Raw genomic sequence first — 14282 nt, 5'->3', positions numbered from 1 at the left:
CTTAATAATTTCCATTATACGGGATTTCGAACACACATACGAATGGATTTTGCATATTTGCGAAAATTCCGTCCATTCACTCATTGACCTTGCAAAGCAGCTTTTTTCCAGGCCTCATCCAATTCCGCAATCGTTGCGTACCGCTGTGACCGATCATCGCTCACTGCACGTTTCACAACCTGATACAATGCTTCTCCGGCATCCCATCTGGCATAGGAACGATCTTTCTCCCCGCCAAGTAACCCAAACGCCGTTGCCCCCATGTTGAATACATTGGTAACCGCATCTATGGGTGCACCCAACTCAAATTCCTCTGGAGACATAAAGCGGGAAGATCCCCACATACGTCCCATGGTATTGGTAAAAGAGCCTTTCCGATACAAGTCGATATCACAAATTTTCATAAAGTTTCTGTCGAAATCATAGATCAGACTGCCATCATACAAATCAACAGCCACATAACCTCTCCGTTCCACCTCGATATGAAAATCCAGAATCTGTTCCATCGCCCGAATGCGTGTCTCCACTGAAAGCTGTCTGAACCGATAGTAGGGCGAACGCGGATCTTCATACTTGGCCGGAGGCGGAAAATACCAATGGGAGTGCAGACACTCCCCATCCACCCAGTCGAAGACACAGGCATAACCCTTACCCGTTGCAAAATGATCCGTTAGTCGAATCAATGTGTCATGCGCCAAATCTTCGTATACGGAAACAGATGATTTCAGATTACGAATGGCTTCCGGGGGACTTCCCGCATGATTCGCATGAATGGTATGTGCTCCAGCATACTTTACGAACAATTTCTTTCCATCCTTTTGCACAATACCAAAAGAGAGATTCCCTGAATCCTGCTGATCGAATACGCGAAAAACCTTACCCAAGGGCTGTAACCAATCGAAAGAATGAGACTCTTTTAAGACAAAGGAAACACCATCGATCTCAAGTTCAACATGATCTGTCATCGGACTCCTCCTGTGGTGATATCAGCATCCAATCTTGAGGGCTCTGTATAAAAGTAATTCATATGCGCCTCATCATATCCCTGACCATAGACTTCCAATGCGTTACGCTCGATGCCGTAGACTTCAAATCCATATCGCTCGTATAAACGTCGGGCTGATTCATTGGTTGTCACTACACTCAGATTAATCTGTTTGATACCTTCCAGATGTCTTCCCCGATCCAGCACCTCGCGGAGCAACCGTGAAGCCAACCCACTCCCCCGATATGGGGGAGCAACATAGACGCCCCAGATCATGCCTTTGTGCCTGAGCTTTAGGCCATGTTCCCTTTTGAAACCCATCATTCCCGCCAAGGTTCCTTCTTCTGTGTATGCTCCCAGAATATAATCATCGGGCTCATTATGTATGCGTTCCTGTACTTCATTCATGGGAATCTCAATCGACAATTCAAACGAAGCCCCGAAGGCTTCAGGATGTGTTTTCAATGCTTCCAGTCGTAAATGCCAGTAGATGTCTGCTTCATCCCGCTGAATATTGCGAATGGTACAGGGCTCTTGCTTTCGGCCTTCATTCATTCTTCAACCACTCCCTGCATCTCATAAGGATAATCGATCTGAAGTTTTACATTCGCTGCCGCTTCCTGTCCTGCAAGCAACCCAACAACATAAATCCCAAGGTCAATGGACGTGGCCACACCACCGGCAGTAATTACATTTCCATCTTTTACAATCCGCTTCTGAATCACCTCGGTGACATACGGCTCAAGCAAGTTATATGCATGTGGATGTGTTGTTGCTTTTTTACCGGATAAAAAACCAGCTGCACCCAGTAGCAGAGAGCCTGTGCACACGGAAACCTTCAAAGGCACAGACTCAGCCTGTTTCAGCCAACCTACGAAGGCCTCGTCATATCGAAGCTTGCGCGTTCCCATGCCTCCGGGGATAAACACGAGATCGTATTCCGATAGGTCAGGCTTCACTCGATCCACCTTCATCGTTAAACCAGACTCATCCGTGACCTGATCTGTCATTGCACAGGTTTCCCACGTCGTTCCTTTGGTTTGCTCAAAGAAATTCAACCGATTGATCACATCATAAAACCCTGCAAAATCAAGGAAAGTCAGTCCATCAAACAAAACGAATGCTATTTTCATTGGTAACCTCCGCTTTTTTAAATTTGGAGCATCCTGGTTATGTTTCTGATTCCGATCCCGTTCCATCGCTTCCTTCACCCAATCACGTTCCGGCAGCTTGCTGTTGATGCGAAAGAGCAGAACCACAATCGCAAGAAGTAAAATAATAACGATGAATTCGAAGATGGCCAATCCCTCCCTTTCGGAAATTATGCAATCTTGACTCGTACCTAATCTCTATTTTAATCCACGGGCAATGATCCACTCCAGCCACTTCCAGGGTAGAAGCAACTTGCCTATGATGAGCAAACGTGAACCTTTTCCGAGAGCATATCGAAGTCTTGGTGCACGCATCCGTGCAATTCGGCCAATCAGATCAGCTACCTCCTGTGGATCAGGTGCCGTCTCACTCGCATGTTTGGAATAACGAAGAACCGCATCCAGCTTATGCTTATATGGAGAGTTTTCGCTCCGGTGAATCTCACCCAAACCTTTATTCCAGATCGGCGTACGATAAGCACCTGGTTCAACCAATACCACCCGAACGCCGAACGAAGACATCTCATGCCGCAGACTTTCCGTGAATCCCTCCACAGCGAATTTGGAAGCAGCATAGGGCGCATACCCCGGAAAACCGGACAAACCACTGACGCTGGACAAGTTAACAATTAACCCCTGCTTCTGTTCACGCATCACAGGCAGGACCGCACGTGTCACAGCGATTAACCCAAACAGATTCGTATCCATCTGGCGCCGCCAATCCTCCATCGATACTTCCTCAATGAACCCGCCAACCGCAAATCCTGCATTATTCACCAGCATGTCGATTCGGCCATACTCCAGAACGACTTTGGTTATAGCTGCTTGCACCGATTCAGAATCCGTAACGTCCAACTGCTCGTACACCAAACGTTCTGTTATGCCTGCCTCTCCTGCAAGTCTGACCAACTCTCCTCTTCGACTAAGGTCGCGCATGGTAGCAACAACAAGGTATCCCTGCTTGGCAAGAGTAATGGCCGTTAACATACCGAAGCCACTGGATGTGCCTGTGATGAGAGCCACGGGATCATGTGCACCAGATGTTGATAGTCTTTTTTCCTTTGTTTCTTCATTTCTATGATCCTCTGTCTGCATCCGCTGCTGTCCATCTCCTATCTTGTATGTCACCACTGTCATTCAGCCACCTGCTCTTCCCCAATATTTTCCCACCAGCTCAATCAAGCTGTCTCTCCACCCTGCGTAGCTTGGTGACCCCTGGTTTGAACGTATACGGAACGAATCTCACCTCAGGCAAAGTACAATCCATCCTGTCTGCCAACTTGTTCAATTCCTGCAACACAGCAGCCTTTACTTGCCCCAGTGCTGCATTTCCTCCAAGTTGTAGCGATACCTCCATCGTCCCGTCCCCACGTTGCACCACACGATAATGTTCAATATCTGGCGACGCCGCAATGACCGAACGGGTGACGAAATCCGGAAAGACCGGCACCGCCTCACCCGTATGCAGTTGTTCAAAATAAAGCGTGTCATCACAGCGGCCTTCAATCCGCTCAATGGCGGTAAACAGGGAACCACAGGCACATGGCATCGCCGCCTCGGTCAGAATATCATTCAGCCGATACCGGATGATCGGCTGTGATGTTCTGGAGAAGTCTGTGATAATGGGCACGAACCGCCGGGTGGCGGGATCAATGAACTCTTTTTCAATATGGACTATATCCTCATTCAAATGCAGTGTGCCATAACGACAGGTCGCTCCCAGGAACCCTTCTGTACACTGATAGACTTGATGAATGGTCTGTCCAAAGACCTGCTCCAGCACCTTGCGATCCAAGGGGTCCAGCACCTCGGCAACAGAGATGATTTTATCCGGTACAGCAGTCAGGTGGCCTGCCACATAGGCGTCCGCCAACAGACGCAGCATGGATGGAGGAGCCACCCACACGGTAGGTTGGTAGGTTTCCAGCCGATTGACCAAGGTCTCCACACGCTCCAGCAGATCAAAGTACTGAAACTGCAACTTACCACGCTGCACCGATTCATACAGATTACTGTTGGCCCGCAGGAAAAACGCAATCTTGGCAGGTTTCCACAGTCCACCAGGCAGCAGCTTGGCCAGCACCGTGCCCGTCCACGCATCCTGCTCCCGATCACTTACCAGAAATATTCCCCGGTTCCCTGACGTACCCGAGGACAATCCAACAGTCACTCCCTGAATGGAGGGTTTGAAGTCACGCGTTTCTTCACTTTCACCTGCTAGAGCCAACGCTTCATCTTTGGTAATGCCTACCGTATTCAGTGTATCAAAGTTCTCCATCATGATTGATTTGTCAATCAACGGAAAGCTTCTCCAGTTGGATGCGTCCACGCCACCCCACCACTTTCGGTAAAACGGAGATCGGGCGCGGATCTGATGGACATGTCGAATAATCCGGCGCTCTTGCCAGCGCTCCAGTTGTTCTCGCGTTTTCCATGTTCGCAGCCCACGTGCAAGCGCATAATGAACCACAATACGAAAGATATTACTCATCGTTTCGGCCCTCCCACACCCCAAGCTTCCAGTACATCTCGACAATGACTCGGCACTATCCGAATGTGGGGGAACTGCTGATGCAGCTGAACCAACTTGTCAAAGTTACGGTGGTATTCCTGTCGATCAGACATAATGATACCCGCGAGCGCATGAGGCCTACGCTGGTCACGAAAAGCCCGACTCGACCACACTGCGTCCGCGCACAGGAAATAATCATGTTCTTCTGTACGCAGCAGGAGTCCCATCATGCCTTCCGCATGACCGGATACATCCACCCCCAGCAGACTGCCATCGCCAAAGATATCGTAGACTTCATCAAAAGGGAACTCCTCCCCCGCTCTCATCCACCGCTTAGGCTGACGCGTAACAGGCAATGATCTGGCCGCAAAATCCTCAGGCAACAACCCGGACAGATAACCTGCCTTCACAGCCGCAATCGAACCAAGGGAGCGCACCGCATCATAAGCCCTTGGCAAATAGATGAATTGTGCCTCCGGGAAATCTCGCACACCCGCGATGTGATCGCCGTGAAAATGAGAGAGGATGATATACCGAATATCCGAAGCTTTCAGCCCAAGCCCAGCCAAAAAATGAACGGCACTATCCTCTTCACGATAGACAACCGGTGTAATATGACGATACAGCGCATTGGGCAGATGAGCCGTTTCCTTGAAAAAGCGGGAGCTATATCCCGTATCCAGCAGGATTGGTCCATATACAGGGTGAATGATGCAAGCAAATCCTGCGGGGAAAGGTACTGGTCTTAATCGACCACCACGCAGCGTCAGAAACTCTGGATGTGTACAGTAACCCGCCGCACCCAAATATAGTTCTACCGGAGTTGTCGTCAGCATGATTCAGCCCTCCACCAGTCTGCAAATTGTTGCAATCCCTCTTCAATGGACACCCGAGGGACGTACCCTAATTGCTCCCGTGCATCCGTAATATCCAATGTCTGTGGAATAGATAAGGAGCCGACTGTATACCGTGTCAACGGAGGTTCACCCAACGCAGGAATATAGCCATGAACTCGCTCCAGCAACGCTGCCACACCATATGCCATCCGATAAGGAATGTTTCGACGACGCAAGGGCATATTCAGCATGCCAAACAGGCTGCTCACCAACTCATTAAACGCCCTCGGATCGCCATTGGAGATATTGTAAGCTCTGCCAAGCGCTTCGTCAGGGGCATCACGGCACAACAACAAGGCGTCCACCACATTATCCACACATGTCAGATCAATTAATGCCTGTCCACCGCCAATCATCGGCACGCCTGATTTCGCGTTTGCTGCGACTATTCTGGGAAATAACGTCTGATCATACGGACCAAAGATCGCTCGCGGTCGAATCATGATCGACGGAAGTCCCTTCGCATGCCCCTCCATCACAACCTGCTCCGCGAGAAGCTTTGTGGCTGCATAATGATTGGCTGGTTTGGATGGCAACGGGTCATTCTCATGTACGTTAAATCGCGGTATGTAGTTAAAATATACACTTGGAGTCGAGACATGTATAAATCGCTGTACCTCATTATGCAGGCAGCCATCCATGAGATTTTGTGTCCCCTCTACATTACTGCTATAAAAGTCACGATATCGGCCCCATGGCGATGACAGAGCCGCACAGTGAAAGACCACATCCTGCCCCGTACACGCTACATTTACTGCTGCCTCATCCCGTATATCTCCATTCAGAAATCGGATTCCTGCCGACTCAAGTTCTGCACCAATCTTTGGCTGTCGGCCCATGCCCGTGACTTCCCATCCCTCTTTTGCAAGTCGTGTCGCGAGATGCCTGCCCAGGCATCCCGTAGCTCCTGTAACCAATGCTCTGTTCATTGTTGTTCACCGTTCCATTCTATGTCGTGAGTCAAAGCTTCAGTCAGCGAGAACTTCTGTGATCTTGCCAGACGCCAGGCGGTCAGCACCACTGCAAATTGTTCAAATAACGGCTGGATATCCTGCCGCATATAGACCACATCCCTGGCTCCACACCAGGCAGCTGCCCATGCCTGGAACTTTCCTTTGCCGAAGATCTGCTGCAGTCCGCTTCCCAACATGGGAAGCATGAGCATGGCTTTGCTGCCCCGTGCGGGCGTGATCATTCTTCCTTCCTTGACCAATGTCTCCGGTTCAGTTAGTGCACGCACCAAGTCATCTCCAGGGTGAAACAGATGAATCCCACTCGTTGCCCTCGGATTACATTCAATTGCGTATACTTTCCCATCCTGACCTTCTATAAAATCAAACCCAATCTGTCCACTAAAACCTGTTGACTGCACAAATTGTCTCACCCATGCAAGGGCACCCTCATGTTCCACCTGTTCAAAAAACACACTGGCCCCCACGCTTCCTGTGCGGTAGCGGCTATCGTAGGTGGCGTGCGCAACCAGTTGTCCTTCGTGGGCTATGCTGTATGTACACAACACCTGACCAGGAATGAAGGCCTGTGCAACCCAAGGCGAAGCAGAGGATAATCCCCCTTCTTCCGGAGGATCGTTACGTAATTGTCGATGCTTCTTTTCGCTTGCGTATCCTTTCTGTGCAGTCCCTGCCACACCCTTATTGATCAAACGTGTGGGCATGCGAACTTTGGCTGCGAAGCGGGAATACACCGGTTTCCACACTCGATCTCCTGCTTCTCCCAGAACAGACTGAGCTTCCGTCCATTCCTGCTGACTGTTGATCAGACGTGTATCCGGGACCGAAAGACCGAGTGAATCTGCAAGCCGGATAAAATCGTATTTATGGTGCAGCGCATGCAGTTGCTCCAGAGTTGTAACCAGCACACGGCAATATGCACGCAGTCTGTCTGCCCCTTGAGCAACATAGAAGACTTCTTCACACATGGGGATCAGCAGGTCGATCTGCCAATCCTGTACCAACCGTTCCAGCTCTTCCAGATAAGCACGTGTATTATGACGCGGCGATGGGACCACAGCGCATTGTTCCACTGCACTGGATGATCTGGTCAGATGCCGTACGGCACTCTCCGCAACATAGACCCGATGGCCTGCACGATGAAGCATGCGTGCCAGATCGAGCGTAACGGGAGCCCTTCCGCCTGTAAGGAGCACACGAAGAGAAGCAGATGTACGATGTCCGGTTTCCCCAGATCTAGTAGTCAAAAATGAGTCCTCCCAATGATAATCCGGCAGCCGTGCCAATCATCAACACCCGATCTCCACGCTGAATACGCTGTTGTCTAATCGCTTCATGCAGACCCATCGGGATCGATGCCGCAATTGTATTGCCGTGATTTCGTGTGATGTCCATAAACCGATCTTCAGCAATGCCAAGCTTCTTGCGAATCAGTCTCATCGCCATCGCACTTCCCTGATGAGGAATGACCAATTGGAAATCCTCCATTCGATTCCCGGTCGCCTGCAGCATATCGCTGATGAATCCAGGTAGAAGTCTGGAAGCCATGCGGAAGATGGCCTGTCCATCCATATGAAAAAGATAGGGCTCCGGCTGATCTGCCTTATAATTCGAAGCATGCAGCCGTGTACCTCCACCTGCAATCTCCGAGAAGCGAGCACCTCGGCTGTAGGTTCGAAGGGAAGCATGTACAATCTGAGAGGATGACCCTTCAGGCGAACGTTCAATAATAACAGCGGCCGCTCCATCCCCGAACAGGGCCGCACTCTCTTTATCCGACCAATTGAGTCCGGCTGAGGCAATCTCGGTGGCTACGAGCAGTACTCGCCGGTAACGTTTAGCATCTACCATATAGGAGATCACATCGAGTCCGTTCAGGAAACTCAGGCAGGTTGCATCCATATCAAAGGCGGGTACGCCCGAATCTTGCTGCCCCATGGCCTGCTGGATAAATACCGCCGTACTAGGCAACGGTTGTTCCTTCGTGCCACTGGTACACACCAGGCAGTCGATATCACTGAATTGTAATCCTGCATCCGCAAGTGCAGCTTCGGCAGCCTTGGCACCCATGTAGGACGAGGTTTCTTCACCCGAAGCATAATGGCGTACACCTACACCTGTGGCTTTGCTAACCCAGCCCGCAGGCACGCCCAAGCGGCGATCCAGTTCCTCATCGGTGACCTCCTGTTCAGGCAGGTACTTCCCTGTTCCTGCAATCCTTACTCTTCTAAGTTGCATTTCCCCAACCTCTTTCTGTTCATCTGACTGATATATATAAGTTCGTATTCAAAAAGACCGGTTTTCAGTACCGAGAAGATGGGATGAAGCTAGAAATGGAGTAGCGGAGCGTAGGAAAACTACGTGAGCAACGGACATTTCGGCTGAATTCCATATTCGATGCTGATGATGCCGATAGGCATACTTCGTAATCAAAAGCGGACTTTTTGAAAAACCTCTATAAGTTCAGCTAATTAGTATTTACACTTACACTCCGATGACAGAACAACTTTCCGATCGCTGTTTTCCCCAGATTTTTTTGATTCCCTTCTTAAAAAGGGAAAATCCGGGGATAAGCATATGCTTCCGATGCAGCTTTCTTTCAGAAAGCTTTTAGGCGAACGCTTCGCTTCTTCAAGTTATTTCTGTCCCTCCGTTATCGTGTAAATGTTTAGTTGAACATATATAAATGAAATGAATCCTCCACCTCAAATGGCGAAACGCCATGAAGTAAACCTTAAAATATATAATAAAGGGCAGATGCCTCTGCCCTTCCTGTTGTGTTTTCTTTTGTATAAAGTGTCATTTCTTCTTATTCAAAATCTCGGCAAGAGCGGCATCTAGTGTACCGTATGTGAAAGTGAATCCTTCCCTCTCCAATCGCTCAGGAATCACCCAACGACTCTTGAGAACGAGTTCCGTCTCGGTCCGAATAAAACGTGCGCCCAGTTCAAGCATCCAGCGAGGAGAAGGCAGTCCGATCCGAACACCCATCTGTTCTCTCAGACGCGCCATTAACTCCCGATTCGTCACCGGATGCGGAGAAGACGCATTGAACACACCATTTAAGTGTGGATGCTCTTGCAGATAGATCACCATGCGGAACAGATCCTCGATATGAATCCAGCTGAACTGCTGTGTGCCTGCACCTTGCGATCCTCCCAGTCCAAAACGGACGAGGTTCGTCATGGGCACCATCACGCCACCCTTGCCCAGCACAATCGCAATTCGCAGTGCAATCTGACGCGTAGACGGCAGACTGAATTCAAAGAAAGCCTGTTCCCAAGCTTTGGCAACGTCGACCGAGAAGCCGGAGCCAATCTCGCCCTCTTTTTCCGTCATGGGACGATCTTCGGCATGTCTGTATATGGTCGCCGTACTCGAATTAATCCATAGGTCGGGAGGTTGATTACAAGCTAGGACGGCATCGCCGAGAATACGTGTTGTACGCGTTCTGGATTCCAGAATGACTTTGCGATTCTCCTCCGTATAACGGCAATTTACCGATTTACCTGCCAGGTTAATCAGCATCTCTGCTTCTTCCAGTGCCCCTATAATTCCTGCACGATCCTCCCAGGCAATATGACCGGGCTGACGTGAGATAATTAACACCTCATACCCCAGCTTTCTGAACCTTTGGGCAAAATCCTGTCCGACAAATCCCGTTCCACCAGCTAATACAACCTTCTTCACGGTATCCCCTCATTTCCCATACTGGGTAAAGAACTCGCAAGATATAGATTGGAATGTTTCTATGCATGCAAAATGTAGATAATAGATTAACACCGCCGGTGATCCGTTGGTTTGATTTATTTCACACCCAGAGCTACGTACAAGCGATCCCGCTCTTCGATAGCCCATGCGTTTGCAGGGTTTTGTTCCAGTTGGTATCGGAGTTCATCATAAAAATCATGGATCATGAATCCGTCCGGCAACTTCCCAAGCATCGCTGTAAAGTTGTACTCGGGCAGTGTTCTCTTTCCTTCGCTGATCTGCTTCAACCAATCCATCCAATTTGCAAGAGTAAGCACTTCCTCCTGCCACAACTCGGCCTGTAACCCAAGCGCATCTTGAAGTTGCTCGTACGCCAATGGATCAGCGAAGGCTCGGCAAGCCTGAACAGCCAGTTCATACAACTCGGTCACTGCACGACGTACCTCATGCTTAAGTTCGACCTCCAAGCCTCCCATGTAATCCTGAATCTGAATGCTCTGTCCATCATCGTATAATAGCGGTGTCTGGGCCAACAGGCGTACAATCTCTTCCATCTCGTGCATTGAAACTCGCTTCTGCTCATAGAGAGCAGGTAATTGATATGCTGTAATGATCATTCACTCCTACATCGTTCTTCTATTAATGACCTATATTATAACATGGTTTGGCAATCATCTATCAGGTTAACTTGACTATCCACTACAAGTTGTAGTAGTTTATACGTACTACGTAGTGTAGTAATACGATCGTTATGGACGCATAACGATGTTAAGGAGTGTTCACTGTGAACCAGATTCAAAAATTATCCGAAACTGAAATGGAGTTAATGGTCGTTATATGGTCATGCGCCCCACCGGTCACCTCCACAGAACTATTAGACATATTCGCTGAGAAGGGGAAAGCGTGGAAAGCGCAGACCATGTCTACCTTTCTGTCACGGTTGGTGGATAAAGGCGCACTTACCGTCACGAGACGTGGACGAACCAATGATTATGAGCCTCTTCTACAGCCCGAAGATTACAAACTACAGGAAACGCAGCATGTTCTTGATGGACTGTATCAAGGTTCAGTCAAGAATTTGGTTTCGGCCATGTATGACGGTGACAAGCTTTCAGACGATGACATTTCAGAACTGAAAAAATGGCTTTCGGAAAAGTAGGTGCAGATGATGAATATCTTTTTTGAGATTCTGTGCAGCCTGACCGTGGCGGGAAGTATCGTTTCTGTTTGTATTTTGGCACTACGACTTATACCCGTATCTGTTTTTCCGACCAAGTGGCTCTACAGACTCGGTAAACTGGCTATCTTGTTTTATCTGTTCCCGGTATCTCTTGGCCTTTCATGGCTTTTGGATATTGCATTCCAAACGACATCAACTATACCGGGTACGGAGAATGCAGTAGCTTCAGGCTTACTTGCAGGAACGTTTATACCGGAACAAACCATTTCGGTAACCACAGCCTGGTTCTTGTTATGTGTATGGGGCACTGGAGTCATTGGTTTTTCTGCATGGCAGGTGTACTGTTACCGGAGATTTCTGAATGAATTATCTCGTACACGTACCCCAGTCCTCCGTCATAGTGAGGCAGCTATACAGCTACCATTAATCAAAGAGGGTTTGGGTCTCAAACGTAATATCACGCTTGCTCACAGCACGCTAGTACGAAGCCCTATACTGGTTGGCTTGTTTAAACCAACGATATATCTGCCACCCGAAAATATGGTGAAAATGGACATCAGCATGGTGATTCATCATGAGTTGGTACATCTGAAACATAAAGATCTGTGGGTCAAGGCTGTGACCTTGGGCGTTAGTGCCCTGCACTGGTTCAATCCCCTGATTCATATGATTCGCCGGGACATTCATACCTGGAGCGAGTTGGCCTGTGATGAAGATGTGGTGAAAGAGATGTCCCATGAAGAGCGAAGACGATATGGTGAGACGATTTTAAATGTGATGGCGGGAACCAAGAAAATACCTGCTCAATTTTGTTCGTCCCTATCGGGTGAAGGCAAACAATTAAAAAGGAGATTGATGATTATGTTTAATGTAAAGAAACTGAAAAAGAAACATTGGATGATAAGTATGGGAGCCCTCCTGCTTATTACTGGCGTAAGTACGTCCACCGCAGTATGGGCATCAAACCATACGGTTAAAGTAGAGGCCAAGGCTACTGAAGCTGTGCCTGTTCCTTCCGTATCTGAGACCCCTAAGATCGTAGCTTCTCCCGATACAGCCGGCGTTTCTGAGGCTGTAACTGCTCCCGCTGCTTCCGAAACGCCTGAAATCGTGGCTATCCCTGAGGATGAAGTTTCAGAAAATGTACCAGCTCCTTCGACTGCTGAACCTTCTGAGGCTCAAGTTGTAGAATCAGCCACAGTTCCTTCTCCTGCTGGACCTTCTGAGATGGTAGCCCTTCCTTCCGAGGACAAGGCTTCCGAGGCCGCAACCGTTCCTTCTCCTGCCTCATCTTCTGAAATGGTAGCTCTCCCTGGGGATAAGGTTTCAGTAACTGTACCTGCTCCTTCAGAAAAATAACCTATTGTTAAGGAGTAATAACCGTCCTTATATGCAAACAGGACGAAGCATAGATCATAGATCTCCGCTTCGTCCTGTTTCCGTTTTTCTGTCATGTGCATTAGATAAATGTTTTGATCGTAGCAAAATATTCACGGATCATGTTGACGGGTTTCAGATAACCCGGTGACGGAGCCGATATGCCGTATTCTGCTGCATAACCATTCTTGGCAGCGATGTATTTGGAACGGAACATATGATAGTCACTGGTGACAATCATGATCTCAGGGTGCTCTAACCCGGATTCAAGAATGATTTTTTTGGAAAAGGCCAAATTCTCCTGTGTACTTGTGGAGCGATCTTCCATAATCACTTGGGCGGGGTTAATCCCCTGTTCAATCAGATAGTTTTTCATGGCGAGCGCTTCAGGAATCGATTCTCCAGGTCCCTGCCCACCCGATACAATGACTGGTGTCTGAGGGTGACTACGAATGTAGTTCAGACTTGCATCTAACCTTTGTTTCAGGGTCAATGACAATTCCGTTCCACGGATGCCTGAACCCAGAATAATGACATAGTCCGCTTCTTCCGGATCATTCGCACCAAGCTGTGTGAATACAAGTGCTTCAATAATGACAAAAGAGACGGCAACCACGCCAAATCCGGTAAGGATAATCCGTTTCAGAATAACATGCTTCTGATAGTCAATCCGTCTTAGCACGATAAAAGCCACCGTGATCATTCCAAAAAACATGACTGCAAACCTTTGGCCCCAGAAGGCCAGAAATGCCACAAAACATGCCAACAGGACAAGATCAATGATCAGTCCATTTTTGTGTAAGAACTTTTTTATCAAATCCGTAGACACTCCTTCTTGTACCCACTATTCCGCAAATCACTTATTATTCAAGCTGTTATTATCGTTAGTTTCGGCCATTGTTCCTGCCAGCGCTTCTTCTGTACTCTCTGATTATAATAGTCAGCATCCGTGAAGAATGAACTTTTGCGGACTATAAGGTGATACAGATCATGCAAACCATGCGGAGCACAGATGTTAACCCGATCTTCTTCATCCAACTGTACGGCTATGGCAGTCACAATCTCTGGCCAATAGCGAAGAGCATCTTCAGTAGAAAGATAAGGATCTGTGCCATTGCGCAGATGCATTCTCGCCTGATTTTTGACCGACCACTTGGCATTGCCTGTCAACTCACGGAGCTGACACTCCAACTGTATGTCTCTTTCCTCACGCAGGTCTGACGCATCATAATAGACAACATCATTATCACTGTGCAGCTCGCGAACAGCATATCCATGCAGAACATCCCAGATATAATTGCGAATATATCCTGCACCTATGTAACATTGTGGCAGATGGAGACCTCGGACTCTCCGCAGATCATGCATTAATTGCTCGTGTTTGATGATCGTCTGAATGAATGGGTCCTTATATAACATATCTGCCTCCTGCGGTTTACCTCATTGTCCTCTTATAGCTGTTAACCTTCATTCCAATATATCATGTTTACCTGGCTGCA

The 14282-nt window shown here is 48.5% G+C and carries 15 protein-coding genes; 2 read left to right on the top strand and 13 right to left on the bottom strand.

The features are described from left to right. Window positions 1-80: 80 nt before the first annotated feature. From ACETMN_RS08790 to ACETMN_RS08740, 11 genes are all read right to left on the bottom strand, one after another. Window positions 81-965: a serine/threonine-protein kinase gene (locus tag ACETMN_RS08790; RefSeq protein ID WP_091014895.1), complete on the bottom strand. Its 885-nt coding sequence runs from the start codon at window positions 963-965 to the stop codon at window positions 81-83. Then, on the bottom strand, window positions 962-1540 hold the full coding sequence (locus tag ACETMN_RS08785; RefSeq protein ID WP_091014897.1) for a GNAT family N-acetyltransferase: 579 nt from the start codon (window positions 1538-1540) through the stop codon (window positions 962-964). Before ACETMN_RS08785 ends, ACETMN_RS08790 begins: the two co-directional genes overlap by 4 nt. Beyond that, the gene (locus ACETMN_RS08780; protein WP_091016132.1) at window positions 1537-2118 is read right to left on the bottom strand and encodes a DJ-1/PfpI family protein; all 582 of its coding nucleotides are present in this window, start codon (window positions 2116-2118) and stop codon (window positions 1537-1539) included. The genes ACETMN_RS08785 and ACETMN_RS08780 overlap by 4 nt, the downstream gene beginning before the upstream one ends. A 216-nt stretch (window positions 2119-2334) precedes the next feature. Continuing rightward, entirely contained in the window at window positions 2335-3231 is an 897-nt protein-coding gene (locus tag ACETMN_RS08775) for an SDR family oxidoreductase (RefSeq protein WP_091016134.1), read from the bottom strand. Between the two features lie 79 nt (window positions 3232-3310). Then, the gene (locus ACETMN_RS08770; RefSeq protein WP_091014898.1) at window positions 3311-4627 is read right to left on the bottom strand and encodes a F390 synthetase-related protein; all 1317 of its coding nucleotides are present in this window, start codon (window positions 4625-4627) and stop codon (window positions 3311-3313) included. Continuing rightward, the gene (locus tag ACETMN_RS08765; RefSeq protein ID WP_091014900.1) at window positions 4624-5484 is read right to left on the bottom strand and encodes an MBL fold metallo-hydrolase; all 861 of its coding nucleotides are present in this window, start codon (window positions 5482-5484) and stop codon (window positions 4624-4626) included. The genes ACETMN_RS08770 and ACETMN_RS08765 overlap by 4 nt, the downstream gene beginning before the upstream one ends. After that, window positions 5478-6473: an NAD-dependent epimerase/dehydratase family protein gene (locus ACETMN_RS08760; RefSeq protein WP_091014902.1), complete on the bottom strand. Its 996-nt coding sequence runs from the start codon at window positions 6471-6473 to the stop codon at window positions 5478-5480. The genes ACETMN_RS08765 and ACETMN_RS08760 overlap by 7 nt, the downstream gene beginning before the upstream one ends. After that, the gene (locus ACETMN_RS08755) at window positions 6470-7762 is read right to left on the bottom strand and encodes an ATP-grasp domain-containing protein (protein WP_256975048.1); all 1293 of its coding nucleotides are present in this window, start codon (window positions 7760-7762) and stop codon (window positions 6470-6472) included. Before ACETMN_RS08755 ends, ACETMN_RS08760 begins: the two co-directional genes overlap by 4 nt. Next, window positions 7752-8753: a beta-ketoacyl-ACP synthase III gene (locus ACETMN_RS08750; protein ID WP_091014903.1), complete on the bottom strand. Its 1002-nt coding sequence runs from the start codon at window positions 8751-8753 to the stop codon at window positions 7752-7754. The genes ACETMN_RS08755 and ACETMN_RS08750 overlap by 11 nt, the downstream gene beginning before the upstream one ends. A gap of 561 nt (window positions 8754-9314) precedes the next feature. Beyond that, window positions 9315-10205 carry a TIGR01777 family oxidoreductase gene (locus tag ACETMN_RS08745; protein WP_411736029.1) on the bottom strand — a complete coding sequence of 297 codons (891 nt, stop codon included), beginning with the start codon at window positions 10203-10205 and terminating at the stop codon, window positions 9315-9317. Window positions 10206-10321: 116 nt separating this feature from the next. Next, entirely contained in the window at window positions 10322-10843 is a 522-nt protein-coding gene (locus ACETMN_RS08740; protein ID WP_210107570.1) for a hypothetical protein, read from the bottom strand. A gap of 167 nt (window positions 10844-11010) precedes the next feature. On the opposite strand from ACETMN_RS08740, the gene ACETMN_RS08735 reads away from it, so the two are divergent. Continuing rightward, window positions 11011-11385: a BlaI/MecI/CopY family transcriptional regulator gene (locus tag ACETMN_RS08735; RefSeq protein ID WP_340019820.1), complete on the top strand. Its 375-nt coding sequence runs from the start codon at window positions 11011-11013 to the stop codon at window positions 11383-11385. Between the two features lie 6 nt (window positions 11386-11391). Beyond that, window positions 11392-12765, top strand: a complete 1374-nt coding sequence (locus tag ACETMN_RS08730) for a M56 family metallopeptidase (protein ID WP_411736028.1) — start codon at window positions 11392-11394, stop codon at window positions 12763-12765. 100 nt (window positions 12766-12865) lie between these two features. Here the strand turns inward: ACETMN_RS08730 and ACETMN_RS08725 are convergent, their stop codons facing one another. Continuing rightward, window positions 12866-13600 (bottom strand): YdcF family protein, encoded by a 735-nt coding sequence (locus ACETMN_RS08725; protein WP_105597912.1) that lies wholly within the window; start codon window positions 13598-13600, stop codon window positions 12866-12868. Window positions 13601-13650: 50 nt separating this feature from the next. Beyond that, the gene (locus ACETMN_RS08720) at window positions 13651-14202 is read right to left on the bottom strand and encodes a nucleotidyltransferase family protein (protein ID WP_411736027.1); all 552 of its coding nucleotides are present in this window, start codon (window positions 14200-14202) and stop codon (window positions 13651-13653) included. Window positions 14203-14282 lie beyond the last annotated feature (80 nt).

Source organism: Paenibacillus sp. M2 (assembly GCF_046713495.1).
GTDB lineage: Bacteria > Bacillota > Bacilli > Paenibacillales > Paenibacillaceae > Paenibacillus > Paenibacillus amylolyticus_B.
Note: the sequence above shows the minus strand (reverse complement) of the source record. Positions and strands in the feature narration are given on the sequence as shown.

What these genes read in the sequence shown, in the direction of transcription:
- ACETMN_RS08770 (WP_091014898.1), bottom strand. Translation starts at nt 4,627, where the DNA reads ATGAGTAATATCTTTCGTATTGTGGTTCATTATGCGCTTGCACGTGGG.
- ACETMN_RS08720 (WP_411736027.1), bottom strand. Translation starts at nt 14,202, where the DNA reads ATGTTATATAAGGACCCATTCATTCAGACGATCATCAAACACGAGCAA.
- ACETMN_RS08750 (WP_091014903.1), bottom strand. Translation starts at nt 8,753, where the DNA reads ATGCAACTTAGAAGAGTAAGGATTGCAGGAACAGGGAAGTACCTGCCT.
- ACETMN_RS08730 (WP_411736028.1), top strand. Translation starts at nt 11,392, where the DNA reads ATGATGAATATCTTTTTTGAGATTCTGTGCAGCCTGACCGTGGCGGGA.
- ACETMN_RS08775 (WP_091016134.1), bottom strand. Translation starts at nt 3,231, where the DNA reads ATGCAGACAGAGGATCATAGAAATGAAGAAACAAAGGAAAAAAGACTA.
- ACETMN_RS08785 (WP_091014897.1), bottom strand. Translation starts at nt 1,540, where the DNA reads ATGAATGAAGGCCGAAAGCAAGAGCCCTGTACCATTCGCAATATTCAG.
- ACETMN_RS08740 (WP_210107570.1), bottom strand. Translation starts at nt 10,843, where the DNA reads ATGATCATTACAGCATATCAATTACCTGCTCTCTATGAGCAGAAGCGA.
- ACETMN_RS08780 (WP_091016132.1), bottom strand. Translation starts at nt 2,118, where the DNA reads ATGAAAATAGCATTCGTTTTGTTTGATGGACTGACTTTCCTTGATTTT.
- ACETMN_RS08765 (WP_091014900.1), bottom strand. Translation starts at nt 5,484, where the DNA reads ATGCTGACGACAACTCCGGTAGAACTATATTTGGGTGCGGCGGGTTAC.
- ACETMN_RS08760 (WP_091014902.1), bottom strand. Translation starts at nt 6,473, where the DNA reads ATGAACAGAGCATTGGTTACAGGAGCTACGGGATGCCTGGGCAGGCAT.
- ACETMN_RS08790 (WP_091014895.1), bottom strand. Translation starts at nt 965, where the DNA reads ATGACAGATCATGTTGAACTTGAGATCGATGGTGTTTCCTTTGTCTTA.